Below are 15,208 nucleotides of genomic sequence, written 5' to 3'. Positions count from 1 at the left end.
GTCCCCTGCACTTTCCTGAGCAGGTCTGCAATTTATAGTCAGCAACCCTGTAAATTGCACGGATATATTCTATTTGATTTTTAAGGCACTTAACGCAAATCATAGCTTTGCAGTTTGCGTTAAGTGCGATTTCACTGTGGCTACATTAATGAGAGCGCTTTCTTCGCGTTATTCTCCCGCCAGCCCGCGATTTTTTAACATCGGCTCGCTGCGTGGATCATGACCGCGCCAATCGCGATACAGCGCTTCCAAATCGCTGCTGTTGCCGCGCGATAAAATACCCTCCCTGAAACGCTGCCCGTTTTCCTGCGTCAGCCCGCCCTGCTCCACAAACCACTGATAGCCGTCATCCGCCAGCATCTGCGTCCAGATATAGGCGTAGTAGCCTGCCGCATAGCCGCCGCCAAAGATATGGGCGAAATAGCTGCTGCGGTAACGCGGAGGAACTTCGGCCAGCCGGATATGCTCTTTTTCCAGCGCCTGAGATTCAAAGAGTGTGACATCCTCAATTTGCGTTCCCGCCTCAAGGCTGTGCCAGTTCATATCCAGCAACGCGGCCGCCAGCAGCTCGGTCATGTCATAGCCTTTGTTAAACTGCGCGGCACGGAACAGTTTGCTGCGCAGCGCTTCCGGCATAGGTTCATTGGTTTGGTAATGGCGGGCGTAGTTGGCAAACACCTGCGGCTGGCTGGCCCAGTGCTCGTTGATTTGCGAAGGAAACTCCACAAAGTCACGCGGCGTATTGGTGCCGGAAAGGCTTGCATAGCGCTGGGTCGCAAACAGGCCGTGCAACGTGTGGCCAAATTCATGGAATAGCGTCACTACGTCATCCCAGGAAATCAGCGCCGCTTCACCGGCCGCCGGTTTAACGTAGTTACAGACGTTGTAGATAACCGGCATAGCGCCAAATAGCGTTGACTGCTCGACAAAGTTGCCCATCCACGCCCCGCCGCTTTTGCTGTCGCGGGCAAAGAAATCGCCGTAGAACAGCGCCATGCCGCGCCCGTCTTTATCGAATATTTCCCAGGTTCGCACGTCCCGGTGATAAGTCGGGATATCAAACCGCTCGACGAAGTTCAGGCCAAAAAGCTGGCTGGCCGCCCAGAACACGCCGTTGTGCAACACGCCGTTAAGCTCGAAGTAGGGTTTAATCTGGCCTTCGTCGAGATCGTATTTAGCGCTGCGAACCTGTTCGGCGTAGAACTGCCAGTCCCAGGCTGCTGCCTGAAAACCACCCTGCTGTTGGTCAATAACATGCTGAATGTCTTTCAGTTCGCGCCCGGCGCGCCCGGTTGCGGCAGGCACAATATTTCTCATAAAGCGCAGCGCCGCATCGGGCGTTTTTGCCATCTGGTCGGCCATTTTCCAGGCCGCATAATTGTCAAAGCCCAACAGCCTGGCCTGTTCTGCTCGCAGTACCGCCAGGCGCGCCACAATGGAACGAGTGTCGTTGACGTCGTTGCGCTGAGAGCGTTCCCAGCCCGCGTTAAACAGTTTTTCACGCGTGGCCCTGTTAGCCAGGCTTTGCAATGCGGGTTGTTGGGTAAAGTTCAGCAGAGGTATAAGCCATTTACCCTCCAGCCCTTTGTCCGCTGCGGCCTGAGCGGCGGCGGCAATTTCAGCGCCGGTTAAGCCTTGCAGCTCGCTGACATCATCAACAACAAGCCCGCCGGCTTTATCTGCCGCATGCAGGCGATTGTTGAACTGGCTGGTCAACTGCGCGCTCTCTTTATTCAGCGCTTTCAGACGCGTTTTATCGCCCTGGCTAAGCGTTGCCCCGGCCAGCTTGAAGTATTGCCATGTGACCTCGATCAGGCGCAGCGATTCCGCATCCAGTTCTAAACCGTGGCGCTGACGATAAACCTCGTCGAGACGGGCAAACAGCCTGTCATTAAGGCGAATGTCATCGGCCAGTTCCGCCAGTTCGGTTGAAAACGCTTCATCAAGCTGCTGCAAAAAATCGCTGGTATGAGCCGACGTCATGGCATAAAAAACGCTGGTCACCCGCCCCAGCATCGCGCCGGTTTGCTCCAGCGCCAGATAAGTGTTTTCAAACGTTGGCGCATCCGGGTTAGCGGCGATAGCGGCAACCTCTTCCCGTTTTATACGCTTACCTTCATCAAAGGCAGGACGATAATGCTCGTTAGCAATGACGTCAAAATGCGGAGCCTGATAAGGCAATAAACTCGGCTGTAAAAATGGGTTGTCGTGCAGCATTCTTTACTCCCGGTGACCTGAAAAGATCTCTAGTTATAGCGTATTTGCCTCTGTTTCTTAATATAAAAACTAAGATTACCGCAGCCCGCTGGCGTGCTAATGTAGAGGAAAACAAAAGTGTTGAGGAACGAAAAGATGATTGTACTGGTTACGGGTGCTACGGCAGGTTTCGGTGAAAGCATTACCCGCCGCTTTATTAAGAATGGCCATAAGGTTATCGCCACCGGCCGCCGTCAGGAGCGCCTGATAGAGCTGAAAGAAGAGCTTGGGGATAACCTGATGACGCTGCAACTCGATGTGCGCAACCGCGCCGCTATCGAAGAAGCGCTGGCAAGTCTGCCGGACGCATGGCGGCAGATTGATATCCTGGTGAACAATGCCGGTCTGGCGCTGGGCATGGAGCTAGCGCACAAAGCTAACGTTGACGACTGGGAAACCATGATCGACACCAACAACAAGGGCCTGGTTTACATGACCCGCGCCGTGCTGCCCGGCATGGTCGAGCGCAATCGCGGCCATATCATCAACATAGGTTCCACCGCAGGAAGCTGGCCGTATGCGGGCGGTAACGTCTATGGAGCAACTAAGGCGTTTGTGCGCCAGTTCAGCCTGAACCTGCGTACCGACCTGCATAAAACCGCCGTGCGCGTGACCGATATTGAGCCGGGCATGGTTGGCGGCACAGAGTTTTCCAATGTACGCTTCAAAGGCGACGATGATATGGCGGGTAAAACCTACGAAAATGCCAATGCTTTGACCCCGGAAGACGTAACCGAGGCGGTCTGGTGGGTTGCAACGCTGCCTAAGCACGTTAACATCAACACGCTGGAGATGATGCCGGTTAGCCAATCCTTTGCCGGGCTGAGTATTCACCGCGAAGGTTAATCCTCCCCCTGTACCCGGATGATTACTCCGGGTATAGGTTTTAACGTTATTCGGTGTTAAATTTGCCTAAAAGCTCTAATAAGAAAAACGCATGCCACTTTCCAGCGAAATCAATCCCACTCAGCCGGTAAATCAGCAAATTTATCGCATCCTGCGGCACGAAATTGTGCGCTGCCTGATAGCACCAGGTACGCCACTTTCGGAGAAAGAAGTTTCGCTGCGCTTTGACGTCTCGCGCCAGCCGGTGCGGGAAGCGTTTATCAAACTCGCGGAAACGGGCCTGGTGCAAATTCGCCCTCAGCGCGGCACATGGGTAAGTAAAATATCCATCAGCCACGTAAAAAACGGGTGTTTTATCCGCGAGGCCATCGAAAGAGCGGTGGTTAAACGCGCGGCGGCGAAAGTAACCCACTCGGATTTATTCACGCTTGAGCATTTACTCAATCAGCAAAGCGTGGCTATCAGCGACGGTAAAATTGATGATTTTTTCTCTCTTGACGATAAATTCCACCAGCAGCTCGCGCTGATTGCGGATTGCAGCCTGGCGTGGGAAACGGTCGAAAATATTAAAGCAACTATGGATCGTGTGCGTTACATGAGCCTCGATCACGTTTCGCCCCCGGCGATGCTGCTGGAGCAGCACCACGACATTTTTAATGCGCTGAAAGCTCAGAATGAAGAAGAAGTTGATGCCGCAATGCACCGCCATTTACATGAAATAAGCCAGTCTATCTTGCAAATCAGGCAGGAAAAACAGGACTGGTTTAGCGACGAGTAATTTTATTTCCCCTACAGCGAAATAAGCATCAGGCGGGTTACCCCGCCCGGTAAATCAGAACTTTGCTACCGTCGCCATTGCGCCGTTTTCCCACAGTTCCAGATACAACTCGGTTACCAGCGCCACAAATTCGCTGTTCGCAGGCAGGTCTTTCCCAAAGATAGTTTCCAGACCAAGCAGGGCGATGACTCGCTCAGCCCCTTCTTCGCTTTGCACCACCTTACTTTTAATCACTCTCGCTAGCGGATCGCTAATTTCTATTGGCTCCCCCAGGTCGTCTACGCCGCCCACATAGCGCAACCAGCCCGCAACGCCGAGCGCCAGCAGATCGTATCTGCTACCGTTGGCGATATGCCATCGAACGGCATCCAGCCAGCGCTGAGGAAGCTTCTGGCTGCCGTCCATCGCAATTTGCCAGGTGAGATGCCGCAGAGCCGGGTTGGTATAACGGCTAATGAGCGAATCAGCATAGATTTGCAGGTCTACGCCCCTCACGCGGAGCGTTGGCGCTTGCTCATCGAGCATCAACCGTTTTGCCACACGGCGATAATTTTCGTCCCACATGCAGTCGGAAATATACCTGTAGCCTGCCAGACAACCCAGGTATGCCAGAAAGGAGTGGCTACCGTTAAGCATTCGCAGCTTCATCTCTTCGAACGGCAGCACGTCGTGGACCAGCTCAGCACCCGCAAGCTCCCAGGCCGGGCGACCGGCAACAAAGTTGTCTTCAATCACCCACTGACGGAAAGGCTCACAGGCAACCGCCACCGAATCGGCTACGCCAGTTTGCTCCGCCACCAAGGCAAGCGTTTCCGGCGTAACGGCCGGAACTATTCGGTCAACCATGGTCGAGGGAAAAGTCACGCTGGCCTCAATCCAGGCTGCCAGTTCCTCGTCAATAGCTCTCGCCCAGGCGATAATCACGCGGCGGGTTATGCGGCCATTTTCCGGCATGTTATCGCATGACATCACGCTGAATGCCCCAAGGCCTGCTGCTCTGCGCCGAGCCAGCGCCTCCACAATTACGCCCGGTGCGGACTGCGGCCGATGCGGGTTGGCAAGGTCATGTATAAATAATGGATGATCGGTCAGTAATTCCCCGGTTGCTGGGGAATGACAGTAGCCCTTTTCGGTCACCGTCAAGGAGACAATCGCTACTTCAGACTGGGTTAGCGCGGCCAGCACCGCTTCGATGCCATCCATCTTCGCATGCAGCGCCTGTGTCACTACGCCCACTACACGGATATGCCAGGCATCAGCGGACATCTCCGCTACGCTATACAAGTTACCCTGCCGTTTCAGGTCAGCAATTTGCTGCTCACCGCCGATTAAATTGACCTCACAATACCCCCAGTCGCTACCGTGCTCGTCAGCCAGAATATCGGCGTACACCGCCTGATGTGCGCGGTGGAAAGCCCCAAATCCGAGATGGACGATGCGCGTAACCAGCCGGCTTCGGTCGTAGCCAGGAACAACCGCCCTGGCCGCGAGTAATTTATTTTCCATAATAGATTTCCTGTGGGTTGCGCTGTGTATAGCGCTTCAGTAACTACGTGCTTGATCAAGCGCTGGCGTGGCTTTGGGTTCGGCGGCGTCTTCCTCAATACTAAGGTCACGATCCCTGACCTCCGGCATCAACAGCGCGGAAAGCAGCCCAATAATCGAGTAACAAACCAGCATCACCACAACGGGCCACCAGGAATCCGTCATATTAACGAAAATACCGGCCAGCACCGGCCCGAAACCAACGGCCACCAGCCCGCCCACTTCCTTGGAGATAGCCATGCGGGTAAAGCGATTACGCGAGCCGAACATTTCCGCCATCGTGATGTTCTCCAGCGCAAACAGCCCCAGGACAGCAACGTTATGAATGATGATAATGGAGGCCATAATCACGCTTACCCCCTTGCTGCTATCAACAATCATCGAGAGCATTGGCCAGGCGAGAATAATCGCCGAAATATTGATGATGATATAAGGTACGCGGCGGCCCACTTTGTCGGACAGCCATCCAAGAAGCGGAATAGTGATGAATCCGATAGCCGAGCTGATCATTAAGGCATCGGTCGGAATGCTTTTATCAAACAGCAGGGTCTGTACAAGGTAGCCCGCAAGGAAAGTCTGGATCAGGCCTGAATTACCCGCCTGACCAAACCGCAGGCCGGTTGCCAGCCAGAAGGACTTGCTGGTGAACATAGCGCTAAGCGAATGGGTGTCGCCGCGCTCTTTTACGCCAGCCGTTGCCTCCTCCTCGCTGACTTTCTCAAACACCGGGCTTTCTTTCAGGTTAAGCCGCAGCCAGATCGCAAATATCATCACCACCGCGCTTGCGAGGAACGGCACGCGCCAGCCCCACGCCAGCAGCTGTTCTTTATCCAACACAAAGAACATCACCGCCCAGATTGCCGTAGCCGATAACGTACCGCAGTTGGTGCCCATAGCGACCAGGGAAGAAATAATGCCGCGCCTACCCTTTGGCGCATATTCCGCCAGCATTGTTCCCGCTCCGGAAATCTCGGCTCCCGCCCCCAAGCCCTGGATAATACGCAGGGCAACCAGCAGCAGCGGTGCAAAAATCCCGATTTGTGCATACGTCGGTAATACGCCAATCAGCGTGGTACAAATCCCCATCATAGTGATGGTAATAAACAGGACTTTTTTACGCCCGATGGTGTCACCCATACGGCCAAAAATAAAAGCCCCGACTATCCTGGCAATATAACCTGCACCGTAGGTTCCCATTGCCAGAATTAATGCCATGGAAGCAGACTGCTCCGGAAAAAATATTTCGTGAAACACCAGCGCTGCGCCAAGAGAGTAAAGCTGGAAGTCCATGAATTCCAGCGCGGTGCCCAGCCAGCCTGAAACGGCGGCCTTTATCAAGTCTGAAGTGCTTCTTTCCGGCTGTTGCGGATTTAATAGGGTTGTCGTCATAGTTCTGATCTCTGAAATTTATTGTTGTAGGTACAGAAAATATTCAGAAACAGCAGCTGTGGCTCAGAAATTCAATAAGACCTTACAGCAGTGCTGCTGGTCTTTTTCGAAGGTTTCCATCGCCTCAATAATCTGAACATAATTAAAATGATGAGTGATTAGTTTTTTAGGCTGAATAAGCCCGGCCAGCATCCAGCTGATGACCTGAGAAAAGCGATTACTGTTGAGACGGGAGCTATAGATAGTTAGCTCTTTGCTGGTAATGCCCTGCTGGCTAATGACGCAGGGTTCGGAGGAAAAACCCATAATGCCGATACGCGCCGCAGGGGATGCGAGGCGAATCGCCTCCGGCAGAATGGAAGGATGGCAGGCTGCATCGATAATAACCGTCGGGAGGATGCCAAGCACGGTGAGCTCTTCAACCAGATCCAGCCCTGCGTTATTGATAACGCGATCCGCGCCGCAGGTTTTTGCCATTTGCAGGCGTTCCTCAATGCGGTCGACGGCAATCACCTCTTTTACGCCATACACTCCGCGCAGCGCCTGAATACAGGTCAGCCCCATCGGCCCTGCGCCGTATACCAGGGCGGTATCCAGCTTGCCGGGAGTCAGCTGGCTGCAAAGATTGGCGGCGATGGTAAAAGGCTCAATCATCGTCGCTTCATCGTCGGAGATTGCATCCGGCACAATGTGGACATTTTTAGCGGGGAGCGTCACGTATTCGCTGAAGCCGCCGTCGCGGTGCACGCCGATAACCTGGAGTTCTTCGCAGACGTTAGGCCGCCCGACGGAGCAAGGATAGCAGCGCCCGCAGCTTACTACCGGGTCCCCCGCCACTCGCGCCCCGAGCAGGTTTGTGTCAACGCCCTCGCCAACGGCATCAACGTGGCCAAAGAATTCATGTCCGATCACGCGTGGGTATTTAGCAAAAGGATTATGCCCGCGCCAGATGTGCAGGTCCGAGCCGCAAATTCCCGCACTGGCAACACGCATTCGCACCTCGCCCGCCTCCGGGTGCGGGTCTTCGCGCTCTTCGATAACTAAATCATTCGGGGTTCTGACGGTAATAGATTGCATTATTTTTACTCCATCCAGTTTCGATAAAGGCTCGATCACCAGTTCCAGAGCGTGCCGTCTTCCAGGCGAGCCACCGGAAGATAGGCTGGTTCGTAGGGATATTTAGCCGCCAGCTTTTCGTCAAATTCGATGCCGAGGCCGGGCTTATTGCCGGGATGCATATAGCCGCTGTCGAACGACCAGCTATGGGGGAAGACTTCCAGCATCTGCTCTGAGTAACCCATATATTCCTGCACGCCAAAATTCGGCACCCAGAGGTCAAAATGCAGCGCTGCGGCCATGCAGACCGGCGAGAGGTCGGACGGCCCATGCGAGCCGGTGCGGACCTGGTACAATGAGGCAAAATCGGCAATACGGCGCATGCCTGTAATCCCGCCCGCGTGGGTAATGGTGGTGCGGATATAATCGATAAGCTGCTCTTCAATCAGCTGCTTGCAGTCCCAGATGCTGTTGAACACTTCTCCCACGGCAATTGGCGTCACCGTGTGCTGGCGAATCAGGCGGAAGCACTCCTGGTTCTCCGCAGGCGTTGGATCTTCCATCCAGAACAGGCGGTAGTCCTCAACGCTTTTGCCAAAACGCGCGGCTTCTATCGGCGTCAGCCGATGGTGCATGTCGTGCAGCAGATGCTCCTCGAAGCCAAACTTCGAGCGAACCGCATCAAACAGCTTTGGCGTAAAGTCGAGGTATTTTTCCGTGGACCACAGCTGCTCTTCCGGCCAGTCACCCTTGGTCGCTGGCTCGTATGCCTGCCCTTTGCCTTTCGCCATACCGTAAGTCGTTTTCATGCCCGGCACGCCGCACTGGACACGAATAGCTTTGAAACCCATCTCTTTATGGCGGGCATAGTCTTCCAGCACTTCATCAATGGAGTGCCCTGTGGTGTGGCAATAGACCATGACGCCTTCGCGCGATGCCCCACCCAAAAGCTGGTAGAGCGGCATTCCGGCGGCCTTAGCTTTAATATCCCACAGCGCCATATCCACAGCCGAAATGGCAGACATTGTGACCGGTCCGCGCCGCCAGTAGGCGCCTTTGTAGAAAAACTGCCAGATATCTTCGATGCGCTGGGCATCGCGACCTATAAGCTGCGGGCAGACGTGATCCCGCAGATAGGAGGCGACCGGCAGTTCGCGCCCGTTGAGCGTGGCATCCCCCAGCCCGGTTATTCCCTCATCGGTGGTTATTTTCAGCGTGACAAAGTTACGCCCCGGACAGGTGACAAACACCTCGGCACTCACTATTTTCATTACCTGATTCCTTGCGGCAGATTGCAGCGGCGACAATTATTGAGGCAGAAACTACCCTCAACACAACTACCATACAAGTATGCAAATAATGATATCCGAAGATGAGTCACACTTTATGTATGACTCAATGCAACATATACATCCGAAATGGGAAGAGGATTGGAGGGAAAAAAAGAGAATCAGGCCCGGCCCCAGCCGGCGACGATAATAAGCATGCCGCAGAAGGCAATGGCCGCCCCGGTCCAGTCATAAACGCTAAGTTTTACGCCATCAACAATGCGCAGCCAGAGCAGCGCGGTGACCACATAGACTCCGCCGTAGGCTGCATATACCCTACCGCTCGCCGCCGGATGCAGCGTTAACAGCCAGACAAAAATCACCAGAGAGAGCGCAGCAGGCAGCAGTAACAACACCGAACCGCCTCGCCTCAACCATAGCCAGGGCAGAAAACAGCCGATAATTTCCGCAAGCGCGGTGGCAAAAAACAGCAATGTCGTTTTGATCATATTGTGATTTATTCAGTAATAATGGTTGCAGAAGATTGACGCATATAGGCGCAATCCTGGACGAATGGTATTATTCGCTCTGAAAACTGCTTAACCCTAAAAGGAAATTGCAATGAACTCAATCCTTCGTAAGCCTCTGTCATGGATGCCGTTAGCCTTGCTGGGTGCAGCGCTCATGGTTTCCGTTCCGGTGCAGGCAGATACGAACGTTGTCGTCGTCCAGCCAGGCTCCGGCAACACCGTGGGCGGTCAGGAAAACTCGCTGACCCGACAGCGCGCCGCTGAAGAAAAAGAACAGTGGAACGACACCCGCACTCTGCGCCAGAAGATTAACCGCCACAACGAAAAAGTATTCGATCGTGAATCTGCCCGTGGTGATAAAAACTGGGACAAAGAAGATGCCGCCCAGGACAACTTCGACAAATGCCAGCAAAGCGCCAACGTCAACGTCTACTGGGAGCCAAACACAATGCGCTGCCTGGACCGCCGTACCGGCCGCATTGCTAACCCATAATTTCACCCGTCTTTAAAGGCTCCTGCCGCCGGGAGCCTTCCCCATCTGCGCAAGGACAAGCCATGAGTCAGGAATTAACAATTCGCCTTCGCCCGCTTGAGCGCGAAGATCTTCGCTTCGTTCACCAACTGGACAACAATGCCAGCGTGATGCGCTACTGGTTTGAAGAGCCTTACGAAGCGTTCGTGGAGCTTTCCGACCTTTACGACAAGCACATTCACGACCAGAGCGAACGCCGCTTCGTTATCGACTGCAACGGCATGAACGCCGGCCTGGTGGAGCTGGTAGAAATAGACCATATTCACCGCCGCGCGGAGTTCCAGATAATTATTACCCCGGATTATCAGGGCAAAGGCCTGGCCTCACGCGCCGCCAAGCTGGCGATGGATTACGGTTTTACCGTGCTCAATCTCTATAAGCTGTATTTGATTGTCGATAAAGAGAACGAAAAAGCGGTGCATATCTACAAGAAGCTAGGCTTTATTGTGGAAGGCGAATTGATTCACGAGTTCTTTATTAACGGCCAGTATCGGGACGCTATCCGCATGTGCATTTTCCAGCATCAGTTTTTGGCGAAAAAAACGCCGGAAAACACTTTACTGAAGCCTACCGCACAGTAGGCCAGAACCCTCTCCCGGCCCGGGGAGAGGGCATTAATCCCGGCTACTGATTCGCCGCCTGGCGCAGGTCACACACCCGAATAGCCTTTCCTTCCGAACGCGGCAGGCTGCCGCAGTTAACGATAGTAATATCGGTAGAAATCCCCACCATCGACTTGATGCGATGACGCAGCTCGTGGCACACGCCGCAGCGCTGTTCATGGCTGAGGTAGAGGCTGCTTTCCTTCAGTTCCACCTTGATTGCCAGGGTGTCGAGATGCCCGCGGCGATGCACTTCCAGCTGATAGTGCGGCGCAAGATGCTGGAATTTGAGGATCTCTTCTTCCAGCTGCGACGGGAAGACGTTTACCCCACGGATAATCAGCATATCGTCCGAACGCCCGGTGATTTGGTCCATGCGGCGCATAGTGCGCGCGCTGCCGGGCAGTAAGCGCGTCAGGTCGCGCGTGCGGTAGCGAATAACCGGTAATGCTTCTTTGGTGAGCGTGGTAAACAGCAGTTCGCCTTGCTCACCGTCTTCCAGCGGCACGCCGCTCTGCGGATCGACAATTTCCGGGTAAAAATGATCTTCCCAGATGGTCGGCCCGTCGCGAGATTCGAGGCACTCCATGGCAACACCTGGCCCCATCACTTCCGACAGGCCATAAATATCCAGGGCGGTAATACCCAGGCGACGCTCTATTTCCGCGCGCATGGCTTTAGTCCACGGCTCCGCGCCAAACACACCAACCCGCAGAGAGCAACCGCTGGCATCCCCGCCCATCTGGCGCTCCATCTCTTCAATCAGATTCAGGCACCAGGATGGCGTAACCATAATCATATCCGGCTTAAAATCACGGATCAGCTGCGCCTGTTTTTCGGTCTGGCCGCCGGACATCGGGATCACCGTAGCACCGAGTCTTTCTGCGCCGTAATGCGCACCCAGCCCGCCGGTAAACAGGCCATAGCCGTAGGAAACGTGGATTTTATCTTTGGGCGTTCCGCCAGCGGCACGCAGAGAACGGGCAACCAGGTTAGCCCAGGTATCGATATCGTTCTGGGTATAGCCCACTACCGTGGGTTTGCCGGTGGTGCCGGAAGAAGCGTGAATACGCACCACTTGTTCCATCGGCACCGCGAAGGTGTCAAAAGGATAGTTATCGCGTAGATCCTGCTTAGTGGTGCACGGAAACAGGCGAATATCTTTCAGCTCTTTAAAATCATCAGGGTGAACGCCAACGGCGTCAAATTTACGCTTATACATTGGGACATTGTTATAAGCGTGATTCAGGGTCCACTTCATGCGCTCCGTTTGCAGGGACTGAAGTTCATCCAGCGATGCGGTTTCAATCGTTTCCAGCTTGGTTGCAGAGGTTATCATTATAGGGTACTCGCAGGTTTGATTAGCTCACACGCTCAAGGATCAGGGCAATGCCCTGACCCACACCGATACACATGGTGCAAAGGGCATAGCGCCCGCCGCGCCGGTGCAGCTCCAGGCTGGCCGTCAATGCCAGTCTGGCTCCGCTCATCCCCAGCGGGTGCCCTAAGGCGATGGCGCCTCCGTTAGGATTCACATGCGGGGCATCATCCGGGAGCCCCAGTTGACGAAGCACGCCGAGCGCCTGCGCGGCGAACGCTTCGTTTAATTCAATTAAATCCATGTCGTGAATACTGAGCCCGGCGATTTCCAACACTTTTCGTACCGCAGGGACCGGGCCAAGCCCCATCAGACGGGGTTCGACGCCTGCGGTCGCCATAGCAACAATTCGCGCTTTCGGGGTCAGACCCTGGCGTAACGCGGCGGATTCGCTGGCAATAATCAGCGCCGCAGCTCCGTCGTTCACGCCGGAAGCATTACCCGCGGTTACCACGCCGTTTGCACGGAACGGAGTTTTCAGTCCTGCCAGCTGTTCCAGCGTCGTTTCCGCTCGCGGATGCTCGTCTTCACACACTTCAGTTACAGCCCCCTTGCGCCCGCTAAGGGTCACCGGAACAATCTCTTCGGCCAGAATTCCCTTCTGCTGAGCCTGCGCGGTGCGCTGCTGGCTGCGCCAGGCGAAGGCATCCTGATCGGCACGACTTATATTTAACAATTCTGCTACATTCTCTGCCGTTTCCGGCATGCTGTCAGTACCAAATTGCGCGGCCATGAGCGGGTTCACAAAACGCCAGCCGATGGTAGTGTCGAACATCTCCGCCTGGCGCTGAAACGGCGAGCTGGCCTTGCCCATCACAAACGGCGCCCGCGACATGGACTCCACTCCGCCCGCCAGCATCAACTGTGCGTCGCCCACTTTTATTGCGCGAGCGGCGAAGCCCACGGCATCCAGCCCGGAGCCGCACAGGCGGTTAATAGTCGTGCCCGGCACGCTCTGGCCTAATCCCGCCAGCAAGGTCGCCATGCGCGCCACGTTGCGGTTATCTTCCCCGGCCTGGTTGGCGCAGCCGAAAATCACGTCGTCCACCGCGCTCCAGTCCAGATTCGGGTAACGGGCCAGCAATTCCCGGAGAGGAAGCGCCGCTAAATCATCCGCACGCACGCCGGAAAGCACACCGCCGTATCGGCCAATCGGAGTGCGAACGCCGTCGCATATAAAAGCCTGATTCATAATTTTTCTCCCGAAACGGTAGTCCCGATGCGATGTGCACGCCCGCGAAACAGCGCCAGCGTTTTCTCATCCTGATTGATAATTTCGATGTCGTAGACCCCGGTCTGCCGTCCCTGATGGCGCACCTGAGCCACCGCTTTCAGGCGGTCACCCTCTTTACCCGGACGCATGAAATCGATATTGCAGCCCGAAGCGACCGCCGCCAGCCCCTGGCTGTTGCAGGCGTAGGCAAAAGCGGTATCGGCGAGGGTAAAAAGCTGCCCGCCGTGGCAGGTCTGGTGCCCGTTGAGCATTTCGGCGGTAATCGTCATGGTCAGCACCGCAAACCCTTCGCCCATTTCGATGATTTCAATGCCCATTTGCTTTGCGCAGTTGTCGCGGGCGTACATTTCGCGGGCGTTAGCCCATGCATTAGTGCTCATGTTGGTTCTCCAGCAGCGCGCGCTGGCGCAACAGTGAGGTTGGCCGGTAACGCTCTTCTCCGTAGTGGCGCTGGAGGTTTTCCAGCAGCGTTAGCACGTTCTGCCAGCCGAGTTTTGCGCCCCAGGCGAGCGGCCCCTGCGGATAATTGACGCCCAGGCGCATAGCGGTATCGATATCCGCCTCGCTGGCGACGCCTTTTTGCAGCGCATCCAGCGCCTCGTTTGCCAGCATCGCGACCGTGCGCCAGACCAGCATTCCGGGGTAATCTTTAATCACCAGCACGCGCTTGCCCTGCTGCTGGAAATAATGAATAACTTTCGCCAACTGCAAAGACGTGACCGATGCAGATGCCGCCAGTATCTCCAGCGAGGTGTCGGCCAGCCTGTCTCTCAGCACCACCGGGCGCTTTAGCTCTGCCGACAGCGCCGTTGCGGTAATCCCGCTGGTCACCGCCACCAGAACTTCATCCAGCTCGAGCGTTTTACCCGTATGTACCACCTGCGTAGCGGCGTTATCGTTCGGCTGCCCGGCCTGATATTCCGGCTGGACATCCAGCGGCCAGCGGTATACGCCCTGCCCGGTTTTCTTGCCGAGGCGTTTGCCCAGCACTAATTCCTGCTGAGCCAGTGACGGCAGGAATCGGCGCTCCTGCCAGAAGGCGTTAAACACCGAGCAGGTCACGGCAAAATTTACGTCCTGACCAATCAGGTCAGTCAGCGCCAGCGGCCCCATCGGGAAACCGGCGCCCTCACGTAAAGCGGCATCAATCACTGCCGCAGGAGCAACCTGCTCCTCCAGGGCTCGCCACGCTTCGGCGTAATAAGGGCGAGCCACTCGGTTAACGATGAAGCCCGGCGTGGACTGGCAGCACACCGGCTGTTTTCCCCAGCGCAGAGCCAGCTCGCTCAACTGCCCGGCAACCTCAGTAGAGGTCTCCAGGCCGCTAACAATTTCCACCAGCTTCATGACCGGTGCGGGATTAAAGAAGTGCAGTCCGGCCACGCGCTGAGGGTTTTCAATTCCGCTGGCGAGAGCGGTAATTGAAATCGATGAGGTATTACTGGCAAAAACCGCATCCGGAGAGCAAATTGCAGCAAGATCGCGGAAAATTGCTTGTTTGATATCGATTTGCTCGGCGGCGGCTTCGATGACCAGGCCCACATCGGCGAGGTCTGCCAGCTTTTCTGCCGCATGCAGACGGGCCACCGTCGCCAGCCTGCTGGCTTCATCAAGCTTTCCCTTTGCCACACGGGCGCTGAGCGCGGTGGCAATACCGTCGATGGCGCGTTTAGCCGCGCCGGGCTGAATGTCGTAGAGCCAGACGCGATAACCGGCACCGGCGGCAACCTGCGCAATACCCGCGCCCATTGTGCCGCTGCCGATCACCGCAATAACTGCATCAGGCGTCAGCAT

General features: G+C 55.5%; 14 protein-coding genes. 4 read left to right on the top strand and 10 right to left on the bottom strand.

Annotated elements, in window-relative coordinates:
- Positions 1 to 168 precede the first annotated feature (168 nt).
- Entirely contained in the window at positions 169 to 2,217 is a 2,049-nt protein-coding gene (gene dcp / locus FOC35_RS19520; protein ID WP_172569878.1) for a peptidyl-dipeptidase Dcp, read from the bottom strand.
- Positions 2,218 to 2,352: 135 nt separating this feature from the next.
- On the opposite strand from dcp, the gene ydfG reads away from it, so the two are divergent.
- Positions 2,353 to 3,102: a bifunctional NADP-dependent 3-hydroxy acid dehydrogenase/3-hydroxypropionate dehydrogenase YdfG gene (ydfG, locus tag FOC35_RS19515; RefSeq protein ID WP_172569877.1), complete on the top strand. Its 750-nt coding sequence runs from the start codon at positions 2,353 to 2,355 to the stop codon at positions 3,100 to 3,102.
- Positions 3,103 to 3,193: 91 nt separating this feature from the next.
- A complete protein-coding gene (locus FOC35_RS19510) occupies positions 3,194 to 3,880 on the top strand; it encodes a GntR family transcriptional regulator (protein ID WP_172569876.1) in 687 nt (228 codons plus the stop codon).
- A gap of 54 nt (positions 3,881 to 3,934) precedes the next feature.
- Here the strand turns inward: FOC35_RS19510 and FOC35_RS19505 are convergent, their stop codons facing one another.
- From FOC35_RS19505 to FOC35_RS19485, 5 genes are all read right to left on the bottom strand, one after another.
- Positions 3,935 to 5,386, bottom strand: a complete 1,452-nt coding sequence (locus tag FOC35_RS19505; protein ID WP_172569875.1) for a mannitol dehydrogenase family protein — start codon at positions 5,384 to 5,386, stop codon at positions 3,935 to 3,937.
- Positions 5,387 to 5,422: 36 nt separating this feature from the next.
- A complete protein-coding gene (locus tag FOC35_RS19500) occupies positions 5,423 to 6,814 on the bottom strand; it encodes an MFS transporter (protein ID WP_172569874.1) in 1,392 nt (463 codons plus the stop codon).
- Positions 6,815 to 6,877: 63 nt separating this feature from the next.
- Positions 6,878 to 7,891 (bottom strand): Zn-dependent oxidoreductase, encoded by a 1,014-nt coding sequence (locus FOC35_RS19495; protein WP_172569873.1) that lies wholly within the window; start codon positions 7,889 to 7,891, stop codon positions 6,878 to 6,880.
- A gap of 35 nt (positions 7,892 to 7,926) precedes the next feature.
- Positions 7,927 to 9,141 carry a D-mannonate dehydratase ManD gene (manD, locus tag FOC35_RS19490; RefSeq protein WP_016536591.1) on the bottom strand — a complete coding sequence of 405 codons (1,215 nt, stop codon included), beginning with the start codon at positions 9,139 to 9,141 and terminating at the stop codon, positions 7,927 to 7,929.
- 179 nt (positions 9,142 to 9,320) lie between these two features.
- Entirely contained in the window at positions 9,321 to 9,647 is a 327-nt protein-coding gene (locus tag FOC35_RS19485; protein ID WP_172569872.1) for a YnfA family protein, read from the bottom strand.
- A 112-nt stretch (positions 9,648 to 9,759) separates the two neighbouring features.
- Here FOC35_RS19485 and FOC35_RS19480 point away from each other — a divergent pair, with 112 nt between their 5' ends.
- Positions 9,760 to 10,161, top strand: a complete 402-nt coding sequence (locus tag FOC35_RS19480; protein ID WP_016536593.1) for a DUF1283 domain-containing protein — start codon at positions 9,760 to 9,762, stop codon at positions 10,159 to 10,161.
- Positions 10,162 to 10,223: 62 nt separating this feature from the next.
- The gene (speG, locus tag FOC35_RS19475) at positions 10,224 to 10,781 is read left to right on the top strand and encodes a spermidine N1-acetyltransferase (protein WP_016536594.1); all 558 of its coding nucleotides are present in this window, start codon (positions 10,224 to 10,226) and stop codon (positions 10,779 to 10,781) included.
- Between the two features lie 43 nt (positions 10,782 to 10,824).
- Here the strand turns inward: speG and paaK are convergent, their stop codons facing one another.
- Genes paaK through FOC35_RS19455 form a run of 4 tightly spaced genes read right to left on the bottom strand, consistent with a single transcriptional unit; the run spans position 10,825 to position 15,208 of the window.
- Complete coding sequence (gene paaK, locus FOC35_RS19470; protein WP_172569871.1) at positions 10,825 to 12,141, bottom strand: phenylacetate--CoA ligase PaaK; 1,317 nt, start codon at positions 12,139 to 12,141, stop codon at positions 10,825 to 10,827.
- Between the two features lie 22 nt (positions 12,142 to 12,163).
- Positions 12,164 to 13,372: a 3-oxoadipyl-CoA thiolase gene (gene pcaF / locus FOC35_RS19465; protein ID WP_172569870.1), complete on the bottom strand. Its 1,209-nt coding sequence runs from the start codon at positions 13,370 to 13,372 to the stop codon at positions 12,164 to 12,166.
- On the bottom strand, positions 13,369 to 13,794 hold the full coding sequence (paaI, locus tag FOC35_RS19460) for a hydroxyphenylacetyl-CoA thioesterase PaaI (protein WP_172569869.1): 426 nt from the start codon (positions 13,792 to 13,794) through the stop codon (positions 13,369 to 13,371). The genes pcaF and paaI overlap by 4 nt, the downstream gene beginning before the upstream one ends.
- The gene (locus FOC35_RS19455; RefSeq protein WP_172569868.1) at positions 13,784 to 15,208 is read right to left on the bottom strand and encodes a 3-hydroxyacyl-CoA dehydrogenase; all 1,425 of its coding nucleotides are present in this window, start codon (positions 15,206 to 15,208) and stop codon (positions 13,784 to 13,786) included. The genes paaI and FOC35_RS19455 overlap by 11 nt, the downstream gene beginning before the upstream one ends.

Source organism: Cedecea sp. FDAARGOS_727, from assembly GCF_012273235.1.
Lineage (GTDB): Bacteria > Pseudomonadota > Gammaproteobacteria > Enterobacterales > Enterobacteriaceae > Cedecea > Cedecea davisae.
Note: the sequence above shows the minus strand (reverse complement) of the source record. Positions and strands in the feature narration are given on the sequence as shown.